The organism is Methylobacterium sp. 1A (assembly GCF_058072805.1).
Window position 1 is genome coordinate 2,150,458 of record NZ_JBYQVE010000002.1, and the last position, 23,910, is coordinate 2,174,367.

Consider the following 23,910-nt stretch of genomic DNA (forward strand, 5'->3'; position numbering starts at 1 on the left):
GTCCTCTCAGAAGAACGTGCGCAGGAAGTCGCGGACGAGCTTGCGCAGGGCGCGGGTGAGTTCGCGCTCGAGCCAGTCCTGCCAGGTCTGCTCGTGCCGGGGCCGGCGCTCCTCCGCGCGGGCGGCGGCCTGGGGATCCGGCAGCCCCATCGCGGTGGCCCGGGCCGCGGGCGGCAGGCCGGGAAAGACGTCGATGCCGGCTTCCTGGCGGAGATCGTCGATCGACAGGGCGCGCCAGTCCCTCGAATCGTCGTTCCGGGCGAGGTAGGCGCCCGCCTCGCCGCGCGACGGGTCGTACACGGCCTTGAAGAGCTGCGTCGGGACGAGCACGCCGCCCTTGATCTGCTGCACCGCGTCGCCCGCGAAGATCACCCCGGTGACGACGAACAGCGCGCCCCGGCGGGTGGCCAGGCGCCGGGTGCTCTCCTCGATATCCGCCCAGAGTCCCCGGTTCAGGACGCGGTTCTGCGGCACGATGTTGGCGAGGCTGAACGACTCGGCCTGGGCGGCGAGGGTCGGCATGTCCCCGGCCGGCGCGAGATGGCCCCGGTCAAACCCGCTGCGGACGTAATCCTCCAGCGCGGCGCGCTGATCCTCCGGCAGGCGCGTCTCCTCGTGGAAGGAATCGTCGCGGGCCACCGCCCGGGCCGCCGCGACGCTGGCGCGGGTGAGGTGCTCGGCGGCGTAGAGGGGCGTGCGCGTCACGCCGGAATGCAGGACCGCGAAGGCCTCGAAGCACAGCGGGACCGCGCGGACGGCGAGCTTCGGATTCGTGAGGACGGGCGTCTGCCCGTCCGCGAACAGGGCCGGACAGGAATCCTGGGCGCGGACCGGGGGCGCGACCAGCGCGAGGGTCAGGACCGCGGCGGCGAGCGTCGGTGCCCGCATCACCAGCAGACGCGGACCCGGCGGACGCCCTCCGGGGTCGGGCGGTCCCGCCACGCGCAGGGCCGGCCGAGGCTGTTGCTGAACGGGCGGGCATCGCGATCGGGACCGCCCGGCGCGACCCGCGCCGGGCAGTCGCCGAGGAAGTTGCAGAGGAAGTCGAGATTGCCGTCCGGCGGCCGTGGCTGGGCGTAAGCTTGGCCGTGACCCGTAATCGCGAACATGAGCAGGATTGTGCACAGACGAGCCGGATTCAAAGGCGAACCTCTTGTGGCGTTAAGGGCACGTGACTGAAAAAAACGCCGGCCCGACATTGATCGCGCCGCCGATCGTCCGTAACTGGCACTATCATGACAGCGACGGACGGGCGGGTTCTAGCATGAACGCGTGTCCCCGGGCTGCTGGCGTCGCGGTTGCCGAGAGCTCGCGACGGAGCCGTCGCCATACTCGAACGAATGGATGCGAGCATTGGCACTTTCCCCTGAGCAATCGGCGTTGCTGGACCGCGTTCCGTCTCCTTCGGCGCTGCGGCGTCTTCCGGAGTCGGAGCTGCAGGCGGTGGCCGACGCGGTGCGCGCCGAGATGATCGACGCGGTCTCGATCACCGGCGGCCATCTCGGCTCGGGGCTCGGCGTGGTCGAGCTGACCGTGGCGCTCCACCACGTGTTCGACACCCCCGACGACCGCATCGTCTGGGACGTCGGACACCAGTGCTACCCCCACAAGATCCTCACCGAGCGCCGCGACCGCATCCGGACGCTGCGCCAGGGCGGCGGCCTGTCCGGCTTCACCAAGCGGAGCGAGAGCGTCTACGACCCCTTCGGCGCCGCCCACTCCTCCACGTCGATCTCGGCCGCGCTGGGTATGGCGGTCGCCCGCGACCTCGACAACGCCGCCGCCAAGGCGAAGAACCGCCCGCTCAAGCGCCGCAACGCCATCGCGGTCATCGGCGACGGCTCGATGTCGGCCGGCATGGCCTACGAGGCCCTCAACAACGCCGGCGCCCTGCACTCGCGCCTGATCGTCATCCTCAACGACAACGACATGTCGATCGCGCCGCCCGTCGGCGCCATGTCGGCCTACCTCGCCCGCCTCGCCTCGGGCGGCGCCTACCAGTCCCTGCGCGAGACCGCCAAGCAGCTCGGCAAGCTCCTGCCCAAGGCGCTCTACCAGCGCGCCGCCGCGGCCGAGGAATACGCCCGCTCGCTCGTGGTCGGCGGCGGCACCATGTTCGAGGAGATGGGCTTCCACTACGTCGGCCCGGTCGACGGGCACAACCTCGACCACCTGCTGCCGGTCCTGAAGAACGTCCGCGACGCCGAGCACGGCCCGATCCTGCTCCACGTCGTCACCCAGAAGGGCAAGGGCTACGCCCCGGCGGAAGCCTCGGCCGACCGCTACCACGGCGTGGTCAAGTTCGACGTGGTCTCGGGCGTCCAGGCCAAGGCCAAGCCGAACGCGCCGGCCTACACGCGGGTGTTCGGCGAGAGCCTGATCAAGGCGGCCGACGCCGACGACAAGGTCGTGGCGATCACCGCGGCGATGCCGGGCGGGACCGGCATCGACCTGTTCGGCAAGGCGCACCCGGACAAGACCTTCGACGTCGGCATCGCCGAGCAGCACGCGGTGACGTTCGCGGGCGGTCTGGCCACCGAGGGCTACCGGCCGTTCGTGGCGATCTACTCGACCTTCCTGCAGCGGGCCTACGACCAGGTGGTGCACGACGTGGCGCTGCAGAACCTGCCCGTGCGGTTCTGCCTGGACCGGGCGGGGCTGGTCGGCGCCGACGGGGCGACGCACGCGGGCGCGTTCGACCTCGCCTACCTGTGCTGCCTGCCGAACATGACCGTGATGGCGGCCTCCGACGAGGCCGAGCTGGTGCACATGGTGGCGACCGCGCACGCGCACGACACGGGCCCGATCGCGCTGCGCTACCCGCGCGGCGAGGGTGTGGGCGTCGAGCTTCCGGAGCGGGGCGAGGCGCTGGCGATCGGCAAGGGCCGGGTGGTGCGCCGGGACGCGGAGGCGCGTGTGGCGCTGCTGTCGCTCGGCACGCGCCTGGCGGAGGCCTTGAAGGCGGCCGACACGCTGGCCGAGCAGGGCGTGGCGGTGACGGTGGCGGACGCGCGGTTCGCCAAGCCGCTGGACGAGGCGCTGATCCTTGATCTGGCGCGCGACCACGAGGTTCTGATCACGATCGAGGAGGGCTCGCGGGGCGGGTTCGGCGCGATGGTGCTGCACCTGCTGGCGGAGCGGGGCGCTCTGGACGCGGGCGGGGTGCGGGTGCGGACGATGACGCTGCCGGACGCCTACCAGGACCACGACAGCCCGGAGAAGATGTACGCCGAGGCGGGACTGGACGCCACAACCATCGTCAAGACCGCCCTCGACACACTGCCCGAGCGGAAGGACAGCCGGTCGCGCCTGCGGCTCGCCTGACCGGGCGGGCCGGCCGCCGGAGCCCGCCCCCCGAACCCCGACCGTCTTGCCGGCGCGCGCGATCCTCCGCATATCGCCGGCACGGGGTGAGGGCGCGCGGCGCCTTCCGACCCCCCGGTGAGTCTGTCGCACCGCGCCGACACGGGGACGAACGAGCGGATGACCTCCGAGAAACTGCGCCTGGGCGTCAACATCGATCACGTCGCGACCGTCCGCAACGCCCGCGGCGGCGACTATCCGGACCCGGTGCGGGCGGCCCTGCTCGCCGTCGAGGCGGGCGCCGACGGGATCACCGCGCATCTCCGCGAGGACCGGCGCCACATCCGCGACACCGACATCGCGGCGCTCAAGCGCGGCCTGTCCGTGCCGCTCAACTTCGAGATGGCCGCCACCGACGAGATGGTGGCGATCGCGCTCGACACCCGCCCGCACGCCGCCTGCCTCGTCCCGGAGAAGCGCGAGGAGCGCACCACCGAGGGCGGCCTCGACATCGTCGGCGGCCGCGCGCACCTCGCGCCGCGCATCCGCGCCCTCGCGGAGGCCGGCATCCGCGTCTCGCTGTTCGTCGAGCCCGAGCCCGCCGTCATGGACGCCGCCCGCGCCCTCGGGGCGCCCGTCGTCGAGCTGCACACCGGCAGCTACTGCGAGGCGGCGCTGGAGGACGACGACGCCCGGACCGCGCACGAGCTCGCCCGCATCCGGCGCGCGGCGGAGCACGGGGCCGGCCTCGGCCTCGAGATCCACGCGGGCCACGGGCTCACCCTCGGCAGCGTCGGGCCGGTGGCGGCGCTGCCGCAGATCCGGGAGCTGAATATCGGCCATTCCCTGATCGCCGACGCGATCTTCGTGGGGCTCGACCGGGCGGTGCGCGACATGCGGGCCGCCATGGACCGGGCGCGACACCCATGATCGTCGGGATCGGCTCGGATCTCTGCGACATCCGCCGGATCGCCCGGACCCTGGAGCGGCACGGCGAGCGCTTCACCCACCGCGTCTTCACCGACGGGGAGCGGGCCCGCTGCGACCGGCGGGCCGCTCGCGCCGAGGGCTACGCGCGCCGCTTCGCCGCCAAGGAGGCCTGCGCCAAGGCGCTCGGCACCGGCCTCAGCGCCGGCGTGTTCTGGCGCGACATGGAGGTGGTGAACCTGCCCTCCGGGCAGCCGACCCTGCGTCTCGCGGGCGGCGCGGCCGAGCGGCTCGCGGAACTCCTGCCGGCGGGGCACGCGGCGCGGCTCCACGTGAGCCTCACGGACGATCCGCCGATGGCGCAAGCCTTCGTGATCATCGAGGCCTTGCCGGTCCCTGTCGCCGGTTGAGGCCGCCGTCGCGGATTAGCCAGCGGCGGTCGCGCGTTGCGGGGGGCTCGCGCATGGTCTAGACCGCCGGACACGGCGGACACGATTGCGGCGCATTCCTCGGGACAACCGCACATCAGGCCGCGCGCGGCGGGGCCGCGCCCCGCGGATCGCGGGCGTCGCACCTCAATCGAAGACGGAACGCGCGCGTGGATTACGACGGCAAGCCGCTCAGGAAACCTGCCGACACCGGCACCTGGGCCAGCATCCGCGAGACGCTGAAGGTCGGCATCCAGGCGCTGCTGATCGCCCTCGTGGTGCGGACCCTGCTGTTCCAGCCGTTCAACATCCCGTCCGGCTCGCTGGTGCCGACCCTGCTGATCGGCGACTACCTGTTCGTGTCAAAATATTCTTACGGCTATTCCAAGTACTCGCTGCCGCTCTCGGAGTACATCCCGATTCAGGCCGACGGCCGGATCTGGGGCGCGGACCCGAAGCGCGGCGACATCGCGGTGTTCAAGCTGCCCAAGGACAATTCGACCGACTACATCAAGCGCGTGATCGGCCTGCCGGGCGACAAGATCCAGATGATCGACGGCGTGCTGAACATCAACGGCAAGGCGGTCAAGCGCGAGCGGATCGCCGACTACGAGACCACCGATCCCTACGGCCAGCCGACCAAGGTGCCCCAGTACCTGGAGACCCTGCCGAACGGCGTGGTCCACCGAGTGATCGAGCGCGACGGCGACAACGGCTTCTGGGACAAGACCGAGCTGTACACGGTCCCGCCCGGTCACTTTTTCATGATGGGCGACAACCGCGACAACTCCACCGATTCGCGCGATCTCGCCAATGTCGGCTACGTGCCCTTCGCCAACCTGGTCGGGCGCGCCGAGATGATCTTCTTCTCGATCGACGAGGGTACGCCGGCTTGGCAGGTCTGGAACTGGCCGGCCCACGTGCGCTGGTCGCGCCTGTTCACGACGATCCATTGACTGGCCCGGACTTGGACGACGCCGCGCAGCCCCGGGCCAACGCCCGATCCCGGCGGGCCCACAAGCCGCGCCCGCCGCTGACCGCGCTCGAGGAGCGGATCGGCCACAGCTTCGGCGACCAGGACCTGCTCACCCGCGCGCTGACCCACACCAGCAAGGCGAGCGGCCGGGGCGGCAGCTACCAGCGCCTGGAATTCCTCGGCGACCGCGTGCTCGGGCTCGCGGTCGCCGACCGCCTCTACGGCGCCTTCCCGGAGGCCGACGAGGGCGACCTCTCCCGGCGCCTGGCCGCCCTGGTCCGGCGCGAGACCTGCGCGGCCGTGGCCGCCTCCTGGGAGGTCGGCCCGCACCTGATCCTCGGCCAGGGCGAGGTCATGGGCGGCGGCCGGCGCAACCAGACGATCCTGGCCGACGTCTGCGAGGCGATCCTGGGTGCGATCTACCTCGATGCCGGGTTCGACGCCGCCCGGGCGGTGGTCGAGGCGCATTTCCGTCCCGGCGAGCCGACCGCGGCGGCGCGGGGCCGCGACGCCAAATCCGCCCTGCAGGAATGGGCCATGGGCCGCAGCCTGCCGATCCCCACCTATGAGGTGGTGGAGCGCACCGGTCCCGACCACGCGCCCCGGTTCCGCATCGCCGTGCAAGTCGAGGGCCTGGAGCCCGGTCTCGGCGACGGCACGTCGAAGCGGATCGCCGAGCAGGCCGCCGCGCGGGCGCTGATGGAGCGGGAGGGAATCGGGGCCTCCGCGGACGCGGAACCGACGGAGACAGCATGAGCGCGCACGAGCAGGACGATCACGACGCGCAGGACGGGCCCGGCATCGCCCCGGCCCGGGACCCCGCGCGCGACCCGTCCACCCTTCCCGGCACGCCCGCCGACGCCCGGGCCGGCTTCGTCGCGCTGATCGGCGTGCCGAATGCCGGCAAGTCGACCCTGCTCAACAACCTCGTCGGCACCAAGGTCTCGATCGTCTCCCGCAAGGTGCAGACGACCCGGGCCCTGGTGCGGGGCATCCTCATCGAGGGCTCCGCCCAGGTCGTGCTGGTCGACACCCCCGGCATCTTCGCGCCCAAGCGCCGCCTCGACCGCGCGATGGTCCACTCGGCCTGGAGCGGTGCCGCCGACGCCGACGCCGTCTGCCTGCTGGTCGACGCGCGCAAGGGTGTCGACGCGGAAGTCGAGGCGGTGCTCGGCCGGCTCGGTGAGGTGAAGCGCGAGAAACTGCTGATCCTCAACAAGATCGACCTGATCCCGCGCGAGCGGCTGCTCGATCTCGCCGCCAAGCTCAACGCCGCCGCGCCCTTCGCCGAGACCTTCATGATCTCGGCGCTCAACGGCGACGGCGTCGCCGACCTGCGCCGGGCGCTGGCCGCCCGCATGCCGGCGGGCCCGTGGCTGTATCCGGAGGATCAGGTCTCGGACGCGCCCCTGCGCATGCTCGCCGCCGAGATCACCCGGGAGAAGATCTACGACCGGCTGCACGAGGAGCTGCCCTACCGCTCCACGGTGGAGACCGACCAGTGGCAGATCCGGCCCGACGGCTCGGTACGGATCGAGCAGACGATCTTCGTCGAGCGGGAGAGCCAGCGCTCGATCGTGCTCGGCAAGGGCGGCCAGACCATCCGGTCGATCGGGCAGGCGGCCCGGATCGAGATCGCCGAGGCGGCCGACGCCAAGGTCCACCTGTTCCTGCACGTGAAGGTGCGGGAGAACTGGGCGGACGACCCGGCCCGCTACCGCGAGATGGGCCTGGAATTTCCGCGGGGCTGACGCGCCGGGCCGCGCGGGAGGCTGGGCTTCGCGGCCGGTTCCGGTATAAACGCGGTGTTCCCCCGGATGAATCGAGTCGGGCGCGGGTTTACCCCGCTCCGCCGCGGATTCGCGTTCCGGTTTCGGCACTCCAAATCCCGAATCGTCTATGCGCCACGCCGTCTACGGCCTGCCGCCGGTGGACCTCGCCGAGGTCCCGGGCGACGCCGTCCAGCTCTCCCCGTTGATCCCCGGCGCCGCGCGGCTCGAGGATCTGTCCGAGAACAGCCTCGACTCGGCCACCGTGCTGGCGCCGCCCGGGACGGTCGAGCGGCGCTACGTGCTGGCCCAGGTGCTGCGCGCCCTCGGGCCGGGCGGCCGCATGGTCGCCCTGGCGCCCAAGGATCGCGGCGGCACACGCCTCGCCAAGGAGCTGACGACCTTCGGCTGCGCGGCCGCGGACCAGCCGCGCCGGCACCACAGGATCTGCACGGCGGAGCGGCCGACGGCGCCGGCCGGCCTCGCCGAGGCGATCGACGAGGGCGGCCCGCGCCACGTCGACAACCTCGCCCTGTGCACGCAGCCCGGCATCTTCTCGTGGGACCGGCTCGATCCGGGCACGGCGCTGCTGCTCGCGAACCTCCCGGCCCTCAAGGGTCGCGGCGCCGATTTCGGCTGCGGGCTCGGGATCCTGTCGCGGGCCGTCCTGGGCTCCGAGGCCGTGACCGCCCTGACGCTGCTGGAGATCGACCGGCGCGCCGTCGAGATGGCCCGCCGCAACGTCGCCGACCCGCGCGCGACGATCCTCTGGGCGGATATCCGGGCCTCCGGCGCCGTGCCGGAAAACCTCGACTTCGTCGTCACGAACCCGCCGTTCCACGAGGGCGGGAGCGAGGATCAGGCGCTCGGCCGGGCGTTCATCGCGCGGGCCGCCGAGGCCCTGCGCCCCGGGGGGGCGCTGTGGCTCGTAGCCAACGCGCACCTGCCCTACGAGGCGAGCCTGCGCGAGGCGTTCCGGCACGTCGCGGTGGCCGTCCAGGCGAACGGCTACCGGGTCTACGAGGCCCGCCGGTGAGCGCGCCGCTTCCATGAGCGCGGCGAGATCCGTCCGCCTGGACAAGCTCCTCGCCAATCTCGGCTACGGCTCGCGCCGCGAGATCCAGGCGCTCGCCCGCGCCGGCGCGATCCGCCTCGACGGCGCGGAGCTCGCGGAGGCCGGCGACCGGATCGCCCTCGCGCCGGACCTGCCGGAGCGCCTCACGATCGACGGCGAGGCCCTGGACCCGCTCCCCGGCCTGTGCCTGATGCTGCACAAGCCGCTGGGCGTCACCTGCTCGCACAAGGAGGCGGGTCCGCTGGTCTACGGGCTGCTCCCCGAGCGCTGGCGCCGCCGCGACCCGCCGCTCTCCACGGTGGGACGCCTCGACAAGGAGACCTCGGGCCTGCTGCTGCTGACCGACGACGGGGCGCTCCTGCACCGGATCATCAGCCCGAAGGCCCAGGTGGCGAAGCGCTACCGCGTGACCCTCGACCGGCCGCTGACCGGCCGCGAGGCGGAGGTGTTCGCCGCGGGGACGCTCGTGCTGGAGAGCGAGGAGCGCCCGCTCCTGCCGGTGCGGCTCGACGTTGAGGATGCCACGCGCTGCGCGGTGACGCTGACGGAGGGCCGCTACCACCAGGTCCGCCGGATGTTCGCCGCCGTCGGCAACCACGTCGCGGCGCTGCACCGGGACCGGGTCGGCGGTCTCGCTCTGCCGGCGGACCTGCCGGCGGGGGCGTACCGGGTGATGACGGCCGACGACGTGGCGGCGGTGTTCGCGGGCGGGTGATCCGGGCTGCGCGCCTGTCAGTGCGGCGCCCGGGCGAGGGCGACGACCGCGCCGATCACAGCGAGTGTCTGGAAGCCGATCAGGCCCGCCACCCAGCGCACGATTTCGGACCGCGTATCCGCCAGCTCGGCGCGGAGATCCGCCTTCGTGACGAGATCGCCCTGCAACGCTTCCGCCATGGCATCGGCCATGGCCCTCCGCCTGTTCCGGGGAGAGCTTGGCCTTCTCCCGGAGGGTCCGGGCGAATTTCAGGGTGTCGAATGCGACCGCCGCCATGGTCCGAACTCTCGCGAGGCGAGCCCGCGTGTTGCAAGCGGTCTGAACACAGGCTGTGATTGAGGGCTGGCCCGCGCCGCCCCGCCGCTTCTTGCCTTCGGACCCGCCCTCTGCTAAGCGCCCGCCCATCCCACACGCGGAGCCGGCCTCATGCCTGAATGAGGCGTTTCCGGTGGTCGTCCGAACTCTCGGCCGACCGCATCCCTCCGCGGCGGATATAACCGGAGAGCACAAAAGACATGGCCGTCGATTTCTCTATGCGTCAGCTCCTCGAGGCGGGCGCCCATTTCGGTCACCAGTCCCACCGCTGGAACCCGAAGATGCAGCCGTACATCTTCGGCACCCGCAACAACATCCACATCATCGACCTCGCCCAGACCGTGCCGGCGCTGCACCAGGCGCTGCAGGCGGTGAGCGACACCGTCGCCAAGGGCGGCCGCGTGCTGTTCGTCGGCACCAAGCGCCAGGCGGCCGACACGATCGCCGAGGCGGCCAAGCGCTCGGCCCAGTACTACGTCAACTCCCGCTGGCTGGGCGGCATGCTCACCAACTGGAAGACCATCTCGGGCTCGATCTCGCGCCTGCGCAAGGTCACCGAGACGCTGGAGACCGGCGGCCCGGGCCTGACCAAGAAGGAGCGCCTGATGCTCTCCCGTGAGAAGGAGAAGCTCGAGAAGGCGCTCGGCGGCATCAAGGACATGGGCGGCGTGCCGGACCTGCTGTTCGTGATCGACACCAACAAGGAGCAGCTGGCGATCAAGGAGGCGAACCGCCTCGGCATCCCGGTGGCCGCCATCGTCGACACCAACTGCAACCCGGACGGCATCAGCTACATCGTCCCGGCCAACGACGACGCCGGCCGCGCGATCGCGCTGTACTGCGACCTGATCGCCAAGGCCGCCATCGACGGCATCTCGCGCGCCCAGGGCTCGTCGGGCATGGATATCGGCGCCTCCGAGGAGCCGATGGCCGAGGAGCTGCCGGCGAACGACGACGCGGCCGTCACGGTCGAGTCCGATGCCCTCGACCCGGCCGACGTGGCGATGCTCGCCGAGTCGACCGAGCATTTCGAGCTGCTCGCCGCCCCGCGCGGCGCGCCGGACGACCTGACCAAGCTCAACGGCGCCGGCCCGCAGATCGTGCAGAAGCTCAACGACGCCGGCATCTACCACTACTGGCAGCTCGCCGCGATGACCCCCGAGGACGTCGCCAAGGTCGATGCCGACCTGAAGCTCAACGGCCGCATCGACCGCGATTCGTGGGTCTCGCAGGCCCGCGGCTTCGTCGAGGCCGCCGCCGCGGCCTGATCCAACGGGGCTTCGCGGCGGCACCGTCATCGGGCCGTCGCGGATCCAGGCATACCGGGCCCGGCCGCTCACCCGCGCGCCGGGCCTCTCGCATCCAGACCACACGAAAGGGACCGCCATGGCCAACATCACCGCCGCGATGGTGAAGGAGCTCCGGGAGAAGACCGGCGCCGGCATGATGGACTGCAAGGGCGCGCTCAACGAGACGCAGGGCGACATCGAGGCCGCCGTCGACTGGCTGCGCAAGAAGGGCCTCGCCAAGGCCGCCAAGAAGGCCGGCCGCGTCGCCGCCGAGGGCCTCGTCGCCGTCGAGTCCGCCGGCCGCCACGCCGCCGTGGTCGAGGTGAACTCCGAGACCGACTTCGTTGCCCGCAACGACGCCTTCCAGGCCTTCGCCCGCGAGGCCGCCAAGATCGCGCTCAACACCGACGGCACGCTCGAGGGCCTCCAGGCCGCTCATTTCCCGGGCGCCACCGAGACCGTCTCGGAGAAGCTGCAAGCCCTGATCGCCACCATCGGCGAGAACATGAACCTGCGCCGGGTCACCAAGCTCGAGGTCAAGAAGGGCGTCATCGCCTCCTACGTGCACAACCAGATCTCCGAGGGCCTCGGCAAGATCGGCGTGCTCGTGGCGCTCGAGTCCGAGGGCGACGTCGACGCGCTCTCGGCATTGGGTCGCCAGATCGCCATGCACATCGCGGCGACCAACCCGGTGGCGCTGGACGCCTCGGGCGTCGACGCCGCCACGGTCGAGCGCGAGTCGAACATCCTGCGCGAGAAGAACGCCGGCAAGCCGGACCACGTGATGGCCAAGATCGTCGAGAGCGGCCTGAAGAGCTACTACAAGGAGGTCACCCTCCTGGAGCAGCCCTTCGTGCACGACGGTTCCAAGACCGTGAGCCAGGTCCTCAAGGAGGCCGGCTCCAAGGTCGGCGGCCCCGTGACCCTGACGGGCTTCGTCCGCTACGCGCTGGGCGACGGCATCGAGAAGGAAGAGGGGCCGGACTTCGCCACCGAGGTCGCCCAGCAGGCTGGCCGCGCCTGAGACCGACCGCGATCGCCCGGTTTGCCGGGCCGTCGTGAGATCAGCCCCGTCCGGCACGCGCCGGGCGGGGCTTCGCGTTTCCGGAGGCGCCCGATCGATCCGCGCGGGGTCGTGTTGCGCCGCACACCCCGCTATGCGGCGCCGCGCTAGGTTCCGGGCATGCCTCTGAAGCCCTTCTCCTACCTCATGATCGGCGTGTTCGCCTCCGGCCTCGCCATGACCGTCTTCGGCGCCGTCGGCGTCCTGGCTGGCAGTTGAGAACGGGCGCCGGCGCGGCGGATCGCCGTCACGCCGGGGCCGCATCGACCGGGATCCCGCGGTTCTGCACCCGAACCGCGAAGGCGGCGCAGACATCCTCCACGGCCGCGCGCCGTTCGCGCGGCGCAGGCCTTGTACCCACGATCCCCGCCGGATCCGGGCCGGGCCCCTCGACGGCGCTCGGGCGGTTGACGTAGAAGCCTCCCCGCTCACGCGATGCGGGATGGAGCCGGGGGCCCAGATGCCGGAGACGACGCCGTTTCGCCGTATCCTCGTGAAGCTGTCGGGTGAGGCGCTCGCCGCTCCCGACGGCTACTGGTTGCATCCGCCGACGCTGGCGGCGCTCGCCGAGGACATCGCCCGCACGATCGAGTCGGGCGCCGAGATCGCCATCGTGGTGGGCGGCGGCAACATGATCCGCGGCGCGCGGATCTCCGCGGCCGGCTGGATCGACCGGGCAACCGGGGATTCGCTCGGCATGATGGCCACGGTGATGAACTCGCTGGCCATCGAGACGGCGCTCAACGCCGCGGGCGTGCAGGCGCGGACCATGTCGGCGGTGTCGATGCCGACCATCTGCGAGACCTACGCCCGCCAGCCGGCCCTGCACCACTTGGACAAGGGCCAGGTCGTCGTCCTCGCCGGCGGCACCGGCAACCCGTTCTTCACCACCGACACCGCCGCGGTGCTGCGCGCCGCCGAGCTGCGCTGCGACGCGGTCCTCAAGGCGACGCAGGTGGACGGCGTCTACTCGGCGGATCCGAAGAAGGATCCGAGCGCCACGCGCTACGACCGCATCACCCACGACGAGGCGATCGCCCGCGACCTGAAGGTGATGGACACCGCCGCCTTCGCGCTGGCCCGGGAGAGCCGCCTGTCGATCGTGGTCGGCTCGCTCCACCCGCCGAGCTCGATCGCCGCGATCCTGTCGGGCGACGCGCCCTCGACCCTCGTGGCGCCCTGACGCGCGGCACGACCGGGCCGCGACCGTTTGCGGCCCTGAAAAAATTCGTCCATTGAGGCCGCGACCGCCCGCGCCGGGCTCAAGACCACGTCAGACGTCTCGGGACGACCCTCATGGCCACACCGGAATTCGATCTCAACGACATCAAGCGCCGCATGCAGGGCGCTGTGTCCTCGCTCTCGAAGGATCTCGGCTCGCTGCGCACCGGGCGCGCCACGCCGTCGCTCCTCGACCCGATCCAGGTCGACGCCTACGGCTCGATGATGCCGATGGCCCAGGTCGCCACCGTCAGCGTGCCGGAGCCGCGGCTCCTGTCGATCTCGGTCTGGGACCGCAGCATGGTCACGGCCGTCGAGAAGGCGATCCGCGAATCCGACCTCGGCCTCAACCCGCAGACCGAGGGGCAGACCATCCGGCTCCGCATCCCCGAGATGAACGAGCAGCGCCGCAAGGAGATGGTCAAGGTCGCCCACAAGTACACCGAGGAGGCCCGCGTCGCCGTGCGCCACGTGCGCCGGGACGGGCTCGACCATCTCAAGAAGCTCCTGAAGGACAGCGCCATCTCGGAGGATGACGAGAAGCGTCAGGCCACCGACGTGCAGAAGGCGACCGACCAGTACATCGCCGAGATCGACGGCGTGCTGGCGTCCAAGGAGAAGGAGATCATGCAGGTCTGAGGCGAAGGGCAGGACGCGCGTGACCTCCGCCGCCGCACCGGCCGCGCGTCCCTCGGGACGGCGCGAGCTGTGGCTGCGCGTTGCCTCGGGCCTCGTGCTCGGCGCCGGCGTGCTGGCCGCTCTGGTCTATGGCGGCTGGCCCTTCGCGGGGATCTGGCTCGCCGCCGGCATCGTCGGCTTCGCCGAGTGGATGGTGATGAGCCGCACCGAGCCCCGCGAGGTGCTGATCGCGCTGGGCGCGGCGACGCTCGGCGCCCTGCTGCTCTGCCAGCGCGGCGGCGCCCCGACGCCGGCCTGCCTCGCGGTCCTGCTGCTCGGCGCCGCGGCCTGCGCCACGGTGGCGCGGACCGGACGGGGCCGGCTCCGCGCCTTCCTCGGCGTGCTCGGCGCGGCGGCGATCGCGGCGGTGCCGGTGGCCCTGCGCGACGACCCCGCCATCGGCCTGGTCGGGCCGGCCTGGATGTTCGCGGTGGTCTGGTCCACCGACATCGCGGCCTACTTCGCCGGCCGGAAGATCGGCGGCCCCAAGCTGATGCCCCGGGTCTCGCCCAACAAGACGTGGTCGGGCGCACTCGGCGGCCTCGTCGGCGCGGTCGCCGCCGGGACGCTGGTCCCGGTGGTCGCCGACCTCGCCGGGATGACCCTGCCCAGCGCCGCCTCTCTCCCGGTCGTGGCGGGCGTGAGCGCGCTCGCCTCGGTGCTGAGTCAGGCCGGCGACCTGATCGAATCCGGACTGAAGCGCCATTACGGCGTCAAGGATTCGGGCAAGATCATCCCCGGCCATGGCGGCGTCATGGACCGGCTCGACGGATTCTTCGCGGTCGCCGTGCTGGCGGCCGTCTATCTCGCCCTGCGCGGCGGCGGTCTGATCACGTGACGATGAGGGAGTTGAACCCGTGACCCAGGTCGTCACCGTCTTCGGCGCCACCGGCTCGATCGGCCGCTCCACCGCCGACCTCCTGGCGCAGCACGCCGACCGGTTCCGCGTCGGCGCCCTGGTCGGCGGCAAGGATCCCGTCGCCCTGGCCAAGGTCGCCCGCGAACTCAACGCTTCCTTCGCGGCGCTCGCCGACGAGGCCGCCGGCCCGGCACTGGCCGAGGCCCTGTCGGGCTCCGGCATCCCGAGCGGGGCGGGGGAGGCGGCCGTCATGGAGGCCGCCGCCCGCGACGCCGACATCGTCGTCGCCGCCGTGAGCGGGGCGGCCGGGCTGAAATCGACCCACGCCGCCCTCCGGCTCGGCCGCAAGGTCGCGCTCGCCAACAAGGAGAGCCTGGTCTGCGCCGGCGACGCCTTCATGCGCGACGCCGCCCGCTACGGCGCCACGATCCTGCCGATGGATTCCGAGCACGACGCGCTGAGCCAGGCGCTGGCCGGCCGGCCGCTCGCCGACGTCCGCACCATGATGATCACGGCCTCGGGCGGCCCGTTCCGGACCTGGACCCGCGAGCGGATCGCCGCCGCCTCCGCGGCCGAGGCCGCCGCCCATCCGACCTGGTCGATGGGCATGAAGATCAACATCGATTCGGCGAGCCTGATGAACAAGGGGCTCGAGCTGATCGAGGCGCACCACCTGTTCGGCATCGAGCCCGAGCGCCTCGACGTGGTCGTGCACCCGCAATCGGTGATCCACGGCATGGTCTACTGGCTCGACGGGGCGGTGACCGCCGAGCTGGCGCTGCCCGACATGCGCGTGCCGATCTCGCATTGCCTCGGCCTCGGCGACCGGCTGACGATCGAGCGGGGCCGGCCCCTCGACCTCGTGAAGCTCGGCTCGCTGACCTTCGAGGCCGCGGACGAGGCGCGTTTCCCGTGCCTGCGGATCGCCCGCGCGGCCTTGGCCGCCGGCGGCGCGGCGCCCACCGTGATGAACGCCGCCAACGAGATCGCGGTGGCGGCCTTCATCGCCGGCCGGATCGGCTTCTACGGGATCAGCGATCTGGTCGAGCGCGCCTGCACCCACTTCGCCGGCCAGTACCGGGCCGCGCCCGCCGACGTCGACGAGGCGCTCGCCATCGACGCCCACGTGCGGATCTGGAGCGCCGAGGCCCTGCCGGAGCTGCGCGCCGCCGGCTGAACCGTCATTGCGAGCGCAGCGAAGCAACCCAGGGCGGCGCAACATTCTGCGAGCGTGGCGCCGCTGGACTGCTTCGCTGCGCTCGCAAAGACGCTTCCCGCCTGAGCCGCGCCTCAGCGCGCGGGGCCGTACCCGGCCAGGAACACCCGCACCGCCTCGTCGACCTGATGGCGCATCTCGGCCTCGCCGGCGATGCCGCCCGCCGCGAACAGCAGGCGGGTCAGCAGACCCGCTTGGCAGAGATGCAGGAAGTGCCGGGCCGCGAGCTCGGTGTCGGCGATCGTCAGGCGTCCCGCCTGGACCTGCGCGTCGAGGTAGCGCGAGAGGCGCTCGACGCCGCAGGCCGGACCGGCCTGGTAGTAGACCTGCCCGAAGCGCGGAAACTTCTCGCTCGCGCCGATGACCATGCGGACCAGCGAGACGTGCGCCGGCCGGCACATCTCGGTCAGGAAGCTGCTTCCGAGCCGGGTCAGGACGCCCGGCACGTCGGGATCGTCCGCGTCCAGGGTGAACAGTGCCTCGGCGAGGCTGGCCTTCTCCTGAATGGTCAGCGCCTCGAACAGGTCCTCCTTGTTCTCGAAGTAGACGTAGAGCGTGCCCTTCGAGACCCCGGCCGCCCGCGCGATCTCGCCCATGCTGGCGCCGTCGAACCCCGCCGCCAGGAACACCGTCCGCGCGCCCTCGAGGATCTGCTGCCGCTTGTCGCCCTCGTGCTGGGCCTGACCCCGCTCCAACGCCGCACCCTGAGCCATGATCCCGCTCCGCACCGTGACACCGTCACGCTTGACCGAACCGTTCGGTCAAAATAACCTGCGGCTTCTTCGGGGGCGCGTCAAGCCGTCCCTCGTTATTGACCGAACGGTTCGGTCATTGATGTCGAGGCGCTGATATGTCCCTTCGCGAGGACGCCGATCGGCCGAATTCCGGTCTCGATGCCGCTATTGAGTCCCGAATCGAGGCCGGGGACGAGGCGCGCGCCGAGCGCACGGCGCCGGCCGCGCCGGCCCCCGCCGCGGCGTCCCTGCCGACGCCCGTGCCGGTCGGGGCGCCGCCCGCCCGCAAGCGCTCCGTGAAGCGGCTCGTCCTGCTCGGACTGCTGGCGGCCGCCCTGGGCGGCGGCGCGTATCAAGGATGGCAGTGGTGGACCGTCGGGCGGTTCTTCGTCTCGACCGACGACGCCTACGTCCAGGCCGACATCTCGGTCCTGGCGGCCAAGATCCCGGGCTATCTCCAGTCGGTCCCGGTCGTGAACGGCCTCGCGGTGAAGAAGGGCGACGTCATCGCCAAGCTCGACGACGGCGACTACCGCCTCGCGCTGCAGGCGGCGCAGGACAAGCTCGCCACCCAGGAGAGCACGATCGCGCGGATCGGCCGGCAGGCCGAGGCGGCGCAGGCCCAGGTCGCCCAGGCCGCCGCGCAGCTCGACGCGACCCGCGCCGACGCCGTCCGCGCCCAGGCCGACTTCGCCCGGTCGACGCAGATGCAGGCGGATTACGTCGCCAAGTCGCGCATCGACCAGACCCGCGCCGACCGCGACCGCACCGAGGCCTCCGTGAAGGCCATGGAGGCCGGCCTCCTCGCGGCCCGCGCCAACGTGGACGTGCTCCAGGCGCAGAAGCGCGAGGCGGAGAGCCTCGCGGCGGAACTCCGCACCGCCGTCGACCGGGCCCGGCGCGACCTCGACTTCACGGCGATCCGCGCGCCCTTCGACGGGGTGGTCGGCAACAAGGCCGTCGAGGCCGGCGCCTATGTCGGGCCCGGCACGCGGATCGCCGCGCTGGTCCCGCTCCAGAGCGTCCGGATCGACGCGAACTTCAAGGAGACCCAGGTCGAGCGCATGCGTCCCGGCCAGCCGGTGACCGTGACGGTCGACGCCTATCCGGACCGCGAGATCCACGCCGTGGTGGAATCGTTCTCGCCGGCCTCCGGCTCGGTGTTCAGCCTGCTGCCGCCCGACAACGCCACCGGCAACTTCACCAAGATCGTCCAGCGCCTGCCCGTGCGGGTGCGCGTGCCCGAGGAGGTCGCCCGCGAGGGCCTGCTGCGGCCGGGCCTGTCGGCGGTGGTCCGGGTCGATACCCGCACCGGCGCGGACCGCTCCGTCCTCGACCGCGCCTCCGCGCCGCGGCCGGTCAGCACCGCGAGCCGCTGAGACCGGCGATGGCCGCCAGTGCCGCCCTCGCGCCCGGCGCGCCGATCCGCGCCGCCGAGCCGCCCCTCGACCGCCGCCGCATGGTGGCGTTCGTCTGCATGGTCTTCGGCATGTTCATGGCGATCCTGGACATCCAGATCGTCTCGGCCTCCCTGAACGAGATCCAGGCCGGCCTCTCGGCCTCCGGCGACGAGATCCCCTGGGTCCAGACCAGCTACCTGATCGCCGAGGTCATCTCGATCCCGCTCTCCGGCACCCTGTCGCGGGTGCTCTCGACGCGCTGGATGTTCGCCATCTCGGCGGGCGGCTTCACGCTGATGAGCCTGATGTGCGCCACCTCCTCGTCGATCGGCGAGATGATCGTCTGGCGGGCGCTCCAGGGCTTCATCGGCGGCGGCATGATCCCGACCGTCTTCGCCGCGGCCTTCACGATCTTCCCGCCCTCGAAGCGGACGATCGTCTCGCCGATGATCGGCCTCGTGGCGACGCTGGCGCCGACGATCGGGCCGACGGTGGGCGGCTACCTGACCGACCTGATGTCGTGGCACTGGCTGTTCCTCATCAACGTCGTGCCGGGCATCTTCGTGACGGTCTCGACCTGGATCCTGGTCGATTTCGACGAGCCCAATTACGGCCTGATCCGGTCGTTCGACTGGGCCGGACTCGCCTTCATGGCCGGCTTCCTCGGCTGCCTCGAATACGTGCTGGAGGAGGGGCCCAACCACGACTGGCTGCAGGACGAGGCGGTCTTCGCCTGCGCAATCGTCTGCGGGACGTCGGCGCTGCTGTTCTTCTGGCGGGTCTTCACGGCGAAGCAGCCGATCGTCGATCTCAGGGCCTTCTCGGACCGGAACTTCGCCAGCGGCTGCGTGGCGAGCTTCGTGCTGGGCATCGGCCTCTACGGGCTGACCTACATCTACCCGGTCTACCTCGCCCGGGTGCGCGGCTACTCGGCGCTGATGATCGGCGAGACGATGTTCGTCTCGGGCCTGTGCATGTTCGCCACCGCGCCGATCGCCGGCCGGCTCTCGGGCAAGGTCGATCCCCGGATCATGATGGGGATCGGCTTCGTCGGCTTCGCCTGCGGCACGTGGATCGTCACGGGCCTCACCAAGGACTGGGACTTCTACGAGCTGCTCGTGCCGCAGATCCTGCGCGGCTGCTCGCTGATGCTCTGCATGATCCCGATCAACAACATCGCGCTGGGCACGCTGCCGCCGGCGCGGATGAAGAACGCCTCGGGGCTGTTCAACCTGACCCGCAACCTCGGCGGCGCGGTCGGGCTCGCGCTGATCAACACGATCCTCAACGACCGCTGGGACCTGCACCTCGCCCGGCTGCACGAGCGCTTCACCTGGGCGAACACGGCCGCGCTGGAGCGGCTCGACGCGATGCAGCGCGGCTTCGACGCCTACGGCAGCGCCGCCTCCGACATGGCGCTGAAGGCGATGACCAACACGGTGCGGATCCAGGGCCTCGTCATGGCCTTCGAGGACGTGTTCCTGTCCCTCACCGTCCTGTTCCTCGCGATGGCCTGCGCGGTCCCCATGATCCGGCGGCCGAAGGCCGGCGCGGGCGGGGGCGGCGGCCACTGACGGTCGGTCCCCGACGGGCGGGACCGACCCCGCGCGATCGGCCGGTGCGGAATCGGACGGCGCGTGCGACCTTCCGCGGCCGGGCCGCAGGATTGCGTTGGCGGTCGGCACCGCCGATCTGCTAGACAGGGCGGATGGCCGGCCCGAGAAGCCGGCGCCGAGACGGCCAGGATACGGCTTATGGACTTCCTCAACGCGATGGGCGGAACCGCCGGCGGTTTCTTCGGCGCCGTGATCCCGTTCCTGTTCGTGCTCACCGTCGTGGTGTTCGTGCACGAGATGGGCCACTTCCTGGTCGGGCGCTGGTGCGGGGTCGGCGTGCACGCCTTCTCGCTCGGCTTCGGTCCCGAGCTCTTCGGGTTCAACGACCGGCGCGGCACCCGCTGGAAGGTCTGCGCGATCCCGCTCGGCGGCTACGTGAAGTTCCACGGCGACGTGAACGGCGCCAGCATGCCCGATCCCGAGGCGGTCGCCCGGATGAGCCCGCACGAGCGGGCGATCAGCTTCCCGACCCAGCCCGTGTCCAAGCGCGCCGCGATCGTCGCCGCGGGCCCGGTGGCCAACTTCATCCTGGCGATCCTGCTCTTCGCGGGCGCCATCTGGCTCGGCGGCCGCTACGAGCTGCCCGCCCGGGTCTCGTCGGTGGAGCCGAACAGCGTCGCCGCCCAGGCCGGCTTCCAGCCCGGCGACGTGATCACCGCGATCGACGGCGAGAAGATCGGCGACTTCAACGCCATGTACCGCACGGTGACCGGCAGCGCCGGGACGCCGCTGACCTTCACGGTCGAGCGCAACGACCAGCCCATCACCATCCAGGCGACGCCGGCCACCTTCGAGGAGAAGACGCCGTTCGGCCGCCACCGGATCGGCCGGCTCGGCATCCGCTCGCCCGCGGGCTCCGAGGCGCGACTGGTGCAGTACGGGGCGCTCGACTCGCTCAATCTCGGCGTGAAGGAGACCTACTTCGTCGTCGAGCGCACCTTCTCGTATCTCGGCAAGCTCGTGACCGGGCGGGAATCCGCCGACCAGCTCTCGGGTCCGATCGGCATCGCCCGCGTCTCCGGCGAGGTCGCCAAGACCGGCGGCGTCGGCGGCCTGGTCGGGCTGATCGCCCTGCTCTCCGTCTCGATCGGCCTGCTCAACCTGTTCCCGGTGCCGCTGCTCGATGGCGGCCACCTGCTGTTCTACGCCTTCGAGGTGGTGCGCGGCCGCCCGCTGAGCGAGCGGGCCCAGGAGATCGGCTTCCGCATCGGTCTCGCCCTCGTGCTGATGCTGATGCTGTTCGCCGCCTGGAACGACATCCTCAACCTCGGCGCCTCCTGGCGGAACACCTGATCCGGGGCCGGCGGGGATCCGAGGATCGCCGCCGGATCTCCACCGGAAACGCTGCCCCAATCCCGCCGCGATCTCGCCCGGACACCGCCCGGATGACGCCCCGCCGGCGCGTCGAAATAGGGTTAACGGGACGTTCACGCGACTGCGAGCGGCGCGGAAAAGGGCCGGTCGCTCAGGCGTTTACGGCGCGTTCACCATGATCCGCGGTTTGCCCGTAAGCTGACCGCACCGTTAAGTGGCGCGAAGGCCACGACCCCCCAAAATCCCCTGACGATGGCCTCCCGCGCGTTTGCTTGGCAGGGGAATCCCGCTAAGAGCTACGCTTGGACCGAAGCCACGCTTGGACCAGGTGACGGGACGGCCGATCAACGGTCGCCCGTGACGGGCTAACCCCCGCGACCAGAACAGAAACGGGCGATTGCATGATGTCGTTGACGGGGAAGCCCCGACGTAAGTCGGTGCGGAAAACCATCGTCCTAGTCACTGCCGGTCTGGGTGTCGTCCTGAGCGGGGCTGCCCAGGCGCAGCAGATCGTCGTCCAGGGCAACCAGCGCGTCGATGCCGACACGATCCGGTCCTACGTGACCGGGACGGCGTCCGGCTCCGCCGAGGAGGCCCGCCGCAACCTGCTCGCTAGCGGGATGTTCTCCGACGTGAAGGTCGCCCAGTCGGGCGGCCGCACGGTGGTGACCGTCCGCGAGAACAACCTGATCAACCGCGTGGTCTTCGAGGGCAACAAGAAGATCGAGAAGGCCACCCTGGAAGGGGTGGTCGAGGCCAAGTCCCGCGGGCCCTACAGCGAGGCGATCATCAACGCCGACCTCGCGCGCATCCGCGACGTCTACAAGCGCTTCGGCCGCGGCACCGCCAAGGTGACCTACCGGACCGTCGACCTGCCCAACGGCCGCGTCGACGTGATCTACCAGATCGACGAGGGCGACAAGACCGGCATCCTCTCGATCAACTTCGTCGGCAACAACGCCTACTCGGAGCGGACGCTGAAGGGGCTGATGAGCTCCTCGGAGATGAACTTCCTGTCGTTCATCAAGACCTCCGACGTCTACGATCCCGACCGCATCACCAACGACCTCGACCAGGTCCGTCGCTACTACCTGAAGAACGGCTACGCCGACTTCCAGGTGGTCAGCGCCGACGCGCGCTACGTCGAGGGCGACAAGTCCGGCTACGTCATCACCATCACGGTGAGCGAGGGCGAGCAGTACCGGGTCGGCGCCGTCCAGGTGGATTCCCGCCTGCCGGGCCTCGACACCGCGAAGCTCGACAGCGACATCGCCACCTCCGTGGGCGACGTCTACAACGCCGACGACGTCGAGAAGACGCTCAACAACGTCACCCGCCAGGTCAACCGCGCCGGCTACCCGTTCGCGCAGGTCCGCCCGACCGGCCAGCGCGACCCGGCGAGCCACCAGGTCTCCCTCGGCTTCGTGGTCGAGGACGGCCCGCACGTCTACGTCGAGCGCATCAACATCCGCGGCAACACCCGCACCCGCGACTACGTCATCCGCCGCGAGCTCGATATCGCGGAGGGCGATGCCTACAACCGCGTGCTGACCGACCGCGCCGAGCGGCGCCTGAACGGCCTGGGCTTCTTCAAGAAGGTCCGCTTCTCGAACGAGCCGGGCTCGGCCCCGGACCGCGTGGTCATCAACATCGACGTCGAGGATCAGCCCACGGGTTCGTTCTCGGTGGCGGGCGGCTACTCCACCCAGGACGGCATCATCGGCGAGGTCTCGGTCTCCGAGTCGAACTTCCTCGGTCGCGGCCAGTACGTCCGCCTCGCCGGTACGGGCGGCCAGTACTCGCGCGGCGTCGACTTCTCGTTCACCGAGCCGTACTTCCTCGGCTACCGCCTCGCGGCGGGCTTCGATGCCTTCTACAAGTACTCCGACCTGACCCGGTACTCGCGCTACGAGACCACGGTGTACGGCGGTCAGCTGCGCCTCGGCCTGCCGATCACCGAGGAGTTCGGCATCACGCTGCGCTACTCGCTGTACAACACCGAGCTGAAGGTGCCGAACACCCTCAAGCGGCCGTACAACGACTGCTCGATCCCGATCCCCGGCTACACCGCCACCTACGCGGCGGGCACGATCGACCCGAACACCGGCCGCAACATCGGCGGCCAGTCGATCTACCCGAACTGCGCGTATGACGGCGAGGCCTCGATCGCCATTAAGGGCTCGCAAGGCAACACGCTGACCTCGCTGGCCGGCCTGACGCTCGCCTACTCGACCCTCGACGTGATCGGCGCGCCCCGCAACGGTCTCTACGCCGAGCTGAAGCCCGACGTCGCGGGCCTGGGCGGCGACTCCAAGTTCTTCCGCGTGACCGCCGACGCGCGGTACTACAAGGAGATCTTCGAGGACGTGGTCGGCTTCATCCGCTTCCAGGGCGGCCACATCTCGTCGCTCAACAACGACCCGCTGCGGGTGACCGACCAGTTCTTCCTCGGCCCGTCGCTGGTCCGCGGCTTCGCGCCGAACGGCATCGGTCCGCGCGACGTCGGCATCGCCGACGCCCGCTCGAACGCCATCGGCGGCTCGACCTACGTCGGCGGCACCCTCGAAGTGCAGTTCCCGCTGCCCCTCGTTCCGCGGGATCTGGGCCTGAAAGGCGCGCTCTTCGCCGATGCCGGCACGCTGTTCGGCTATCACGGCCAGCGGAACTTCAACGTGAACGGCGACGCCTTCATCAACGGCATCTCGCCGACGACCGGGAAGTGCAACTTCAACGCCTTCACGATCGGCGTGGAGCCGGAATGCGTGAACGTCCGCGACACGGCGGCGATCCGCTCCTCGATCGGCGCGTCCATCCTGTGGAACTCGCCGCTCGGCCCGATCCGGTTCGACTACGCCTACGCTCTGTCCAAGGACGAGGGTCAGAAGGTGTTCGTCCCGATCCTCGGCAAGTTCGGCCATATCGGCGCGGATCAGGTCCAGGCCTTCCGCTTCTCCGGCGGCTCGCGCTTCTGATAAAAAACACGCGCGCCGGCCGGATTCTCCCGGCCGGCGC

General features: G+C 71.0%; 21 protein-coding genes and 1 pseudogene. 18 read left to right on the forward strand and 4 right to left on the reverse strand.

Features of this window, described 5'->3' with window-relative positions:
- Nucleotides 1–6: 6 nt before the first annotated feature.
- Nucleotides 7–888, reverse strand: a complete 882-nt coding sequence (locus ACX9MN_RS30220) for a DNA/RNA non-specific endonuclease (RefSeq protein ID WP_489726215.1) — start codon at nucleotides 886–888, stop codon at nucleotides 7–9.
- Nucleotides 888–1,109, reverse strand: a complete 222-nt coding sequence (locus tag ACX9MN_RS30225; protein WP_056533022.1) for a hypothetical protein — start codon at nucleotides 1,107–1,109, stop codon at nucleotides 888–890. The genes ACX9MN_RS30220 and ACX9MN_RS30225 overlap by 1 nt, the downstream gene beginning before the upstream one ends.
- A 235-nt stretch (nucleotides 1,110–1,344) precedes the next feature.
- Here ACX9MN_RS30225 and dxs point away from each other — a divergent pair, with 235 nt between their 5' ends.
- From dxs to ACX9MN_RS30265, 8 genes are all read left to right on the forward strand, one after another.
- On the forward strand, nucleotides 1,345–3,324 hold the full coding sequence (gene dxs / locus ACX9MN_RS30230; protein ID WP_489726216.1) for a 1-deoxy-D-xylulose-5-phosphate synthase: 1,980 nt from the start codon (nucleotides 1,345–1,347) through the stop codon (nucleotides 3,322–3,324).
- A gap of 159 nt (nucleotides 3,325–3,483) precedes the next feature.
- Nucleotides 3,484–4,233, forward strand: coding sequence for a pyridoxine 5'-phosphate synthase (locus ACX9MN_RS30235; protein WP_091978236.1), 750 nt, complete (start codon nucleotides 3,484–3,486; stop codon nucleotides 4,231–4,233).
- Nucleotides 4,230–4,640: a holo-ACP synthase gene (gene acpS, locus ACX9MN_RS30240; RefSeq protein WP_020092967.1), complete on the forward strand. Its 411-nt coding sequence runs from the start codon at nucleotides 4,230–4,232 to the stop codon at nucleotides 4,638–4,640. Before ACX9MN_RS30235 ends, acpS begins: the two co-directional genes overlap by 4 nt.
- Nucleotides 4,641–4,828: 188 nt before the next feature.
- Nucleotides 4,829–5,614 (forward strand): signal peptidase I, encoded by a 786-nt coding sequence (gene lepB / locus ACX9MN_RS30245; protein ID WP_020092968.1) that lies wholly within the window; start codon nucleotides 4,829–4,831, stop codon nucleotides 5,612–5,614.
- Nucleotides 5,611–6,390 carry a ribonuclease III gene (rnc, locus tag ACX9MN_RS30250; RefSeq protein ID WP_489726217.1) on the forward strand — a complete coding sequence of 260 codons (780 nt, stop codon included), beginning with the start codon at nucleotides 5,611–5,613 and terminating at the stop codon, nucleotides 6,388–6,390. Before lepB ends, rnc begins: the two co-directional genes overlap by 4 nt.
- Nucleotides 6,387–7,385 carry a GTPase Era gene (era, locus tag ACX9MN_RS30255; RefSeq protein WP_020092970.1) on the forward strand — a complete coding sequence of 333 codons (999 nt, stop codon included), beginning with the start codon at nucleotides 6,387–6,389 and terminating at the stop codon, nucleotides 7,383–7,385. Before rnc ends, era begins: the two co-directional genes overlap by 4 nt.
- A 148-nt stretch (nucleotides 7,386–7,533) precedes the next feature.
- Entirely contained in the window at nucleotides 7,534–8,439 is a 906-nt protein-coding gene (locus tag ACX9MN_RS30260; RefSeq protein WP_489726218.1) for a class I SAM-dependent methyltransferase, read from the forward strand.
- Nucleotides 8,440–8,452: 13 nt separating this feature from the next.
- Nucleotides 8,453–9,193, forward strand: a complete 741-nt coding sequence (locus ACX9MN_RS30265) for a pseudouridine synthase (RefSeq protein WP_489726219.1) — start codon at nucleotides 8,453–8,455, stop codon at nucleotides 9,191–9,193.
- A gap of 17 nt (nucleotides 9,194–9,210) precedes the next feature.
- Here the strand turns inward: ACX9MN_RS30265 and ACX9MN_RS30270 are convergent.
- Nucleotides 9,211–9,469 (reverse strand): annotated as a pseudogene (locus ACX9MN_RS30270) (hypothetical protein).
- A gap of 239 nt (nucleotides 9,470–9,708) precedes the next feature.
- Between ACX9MN_RS30270 and ACX9MN_RS30275 the strand changes: the two are divergent.
- The 6 genes from ACX9MN_RS30275 (at nucleotide 9,709) to dxr (ending at nucleotide 15,795) form a co-directional block, all read left to right on the forward strand.
- A complete protein-coding gene (locus tag ACX9MN_RS30275) occupies nucleotides 9,709–10,776 on the forward strand; it encodes a 30S ribosomal protein S2 (RefSeq protein WP_020092974.1) in 1,068 nt (355 codons plus the stop codon).
- Nucleotides 10,777–10,894: 118 nt separating this feature from the next.
- On the forward strand, nucleotides 10,895–11,821 hold the full coding sequence (tsf, locus tag ACX9MN_RS30280) for a translation elongation factor Ts (protein WP_042676079.1): 927 nt from the start codon (nucleotides 10,895–10,897) through the stop codon (nucleotides 11,819–11,821).
- A gap of 499 nt (nucleotides 11,822–12,320) precedes the next feature.
- On the forward strand, nucleotides 12,321–13,043 hold the full coding sequence (gene pyrH, locus ACX9MN_RS30285) for a UMP kinase (protein WP_026604897.1): 723 nt from the start codon (nucleotides 12,321–12,323) through the stop codon (nucleotides 13,041–13,043).
- 113 nt (nucleotides 13,044–13,156) lie between these two features.
- On the forward strand, nucleotides 13,157–13,720 hold the full coding sequence (gene frr, locus ACX9MN_RS30290; RefSeq protein WP_020092978.1) for a ribosome recycling factor: 564 nt from the start codon (nucleotides 13,157–13,159) through the stop codon (nucleotides 13,718–13,720).
- 19 nt (nucleotides 13,721–13,739) lie between these two features.
- Nucleotides 13,740–14,597 (forward strand): phosphatidate cytidylyltransferase, encoded by an 858-nt coding sequence (locus ACX9MN_RS30295; protein WP_020092979.1) that lies wholly within the window; start codon nucleotides 13,740–13,742, stop codon nucleotides 14,595–14,597.
- A 19-nt stretch (nucleotides 14,598–14,616) separates the two neighbouring features.
- A complete protein-coding gene (dxr, locus tag ACX9MN_RS30300; RefSeq protein WP_091680444.1) occupies nucleotides 14,617–15,795 on the forward strand; it encodes a 1-deoxy-D-xylulose-5-phosphate reductoisomerase in 1,179 nt (392 codons plus the stop codon).
- Between the two features lie 113 nt (nucleotides 15,796–15,908).
- On the opposite strand, the gene ACX9MN_RS30305 is transcribed toward dxr, so the two are convergent.
- Entirely contained in the window at nucleotides 15,909–16,547 is a 639-nt protein-coding gene (locus tag ACX9MN_RS30305; RefSeq protein ID WP_026604898.1) for a TetR/AcrR family transcriptional regulator, read from the reverse strand.
- 137 nt (nucleotides 16,548–16,684) lie between these two features.
- On the opposite strand from ACX9MN_RS30305, the gene ACX9MN_RS30310 reads away from it, so the two are divergent.
- From ACX9MN_RS30310 to bamA, 4 genes are all read left to right on the forward strand, one after another.
- Nucleotides 16,685–17,947 carry an HlyD family secretion protein gene (locus ACX9MN_RS30310; RefSeq protein ID WP_489726220.1) on the forward strand — a complete coding sequence of 421 codons (1,263 nt, stop codon included), beginning with the start codon at nucleotides 16,685–16,687 and terminating at the stop codon, nucleotides 17,945–17,947.
- Nucleotides 17,948–17,955: 8 nt separating this feature from the next.
- Nucleotides 17,956–19,542: a DHA2 family efflux MFS transporter permease subunit gene (locus ACX9MN_RS30315; protein WP_091680447.1), complete on the forward strand. Its 1,587-nt coding sequence runs from the start codon at nucleotides 17,956–17,958 to the stop codon at nucleotides 19,540–19,542.
- 180 nt (nucleotides 19,543–19,722) lie between these two features.
- Nucleotides 19,723–20,877: a M50 family metallopeptidase gene (locus ACX9MN_RS30320; RefSeq protein WP_020092984.1), complete on the forward strand. Its 1,155-nt coding sequence runs from the start codon at nucleotides 19,723–19,725 to the stop codon at nucleotides 20,875–20,877.
- A 422-nt stretch (nucleotides 20,878–21,299) separates the two neighbouring features.
- The gene (gene bamA / locus ACX9MN_RS30325) at nucleotides 21,300–23,870 is read left to right on the forward strand and encodes an outer membrane protein assembly factor BamA (RefSeq protein WP_026604899.1); all 2,571 of its coding nucleotides are present in this window, start codon (nucleotides 21,300–21,302) and stop codon (nucleotides 23,868–23,870) included.
- Nucleotides 23,871–23,910 lie beyond the last annotated feature (40 nt).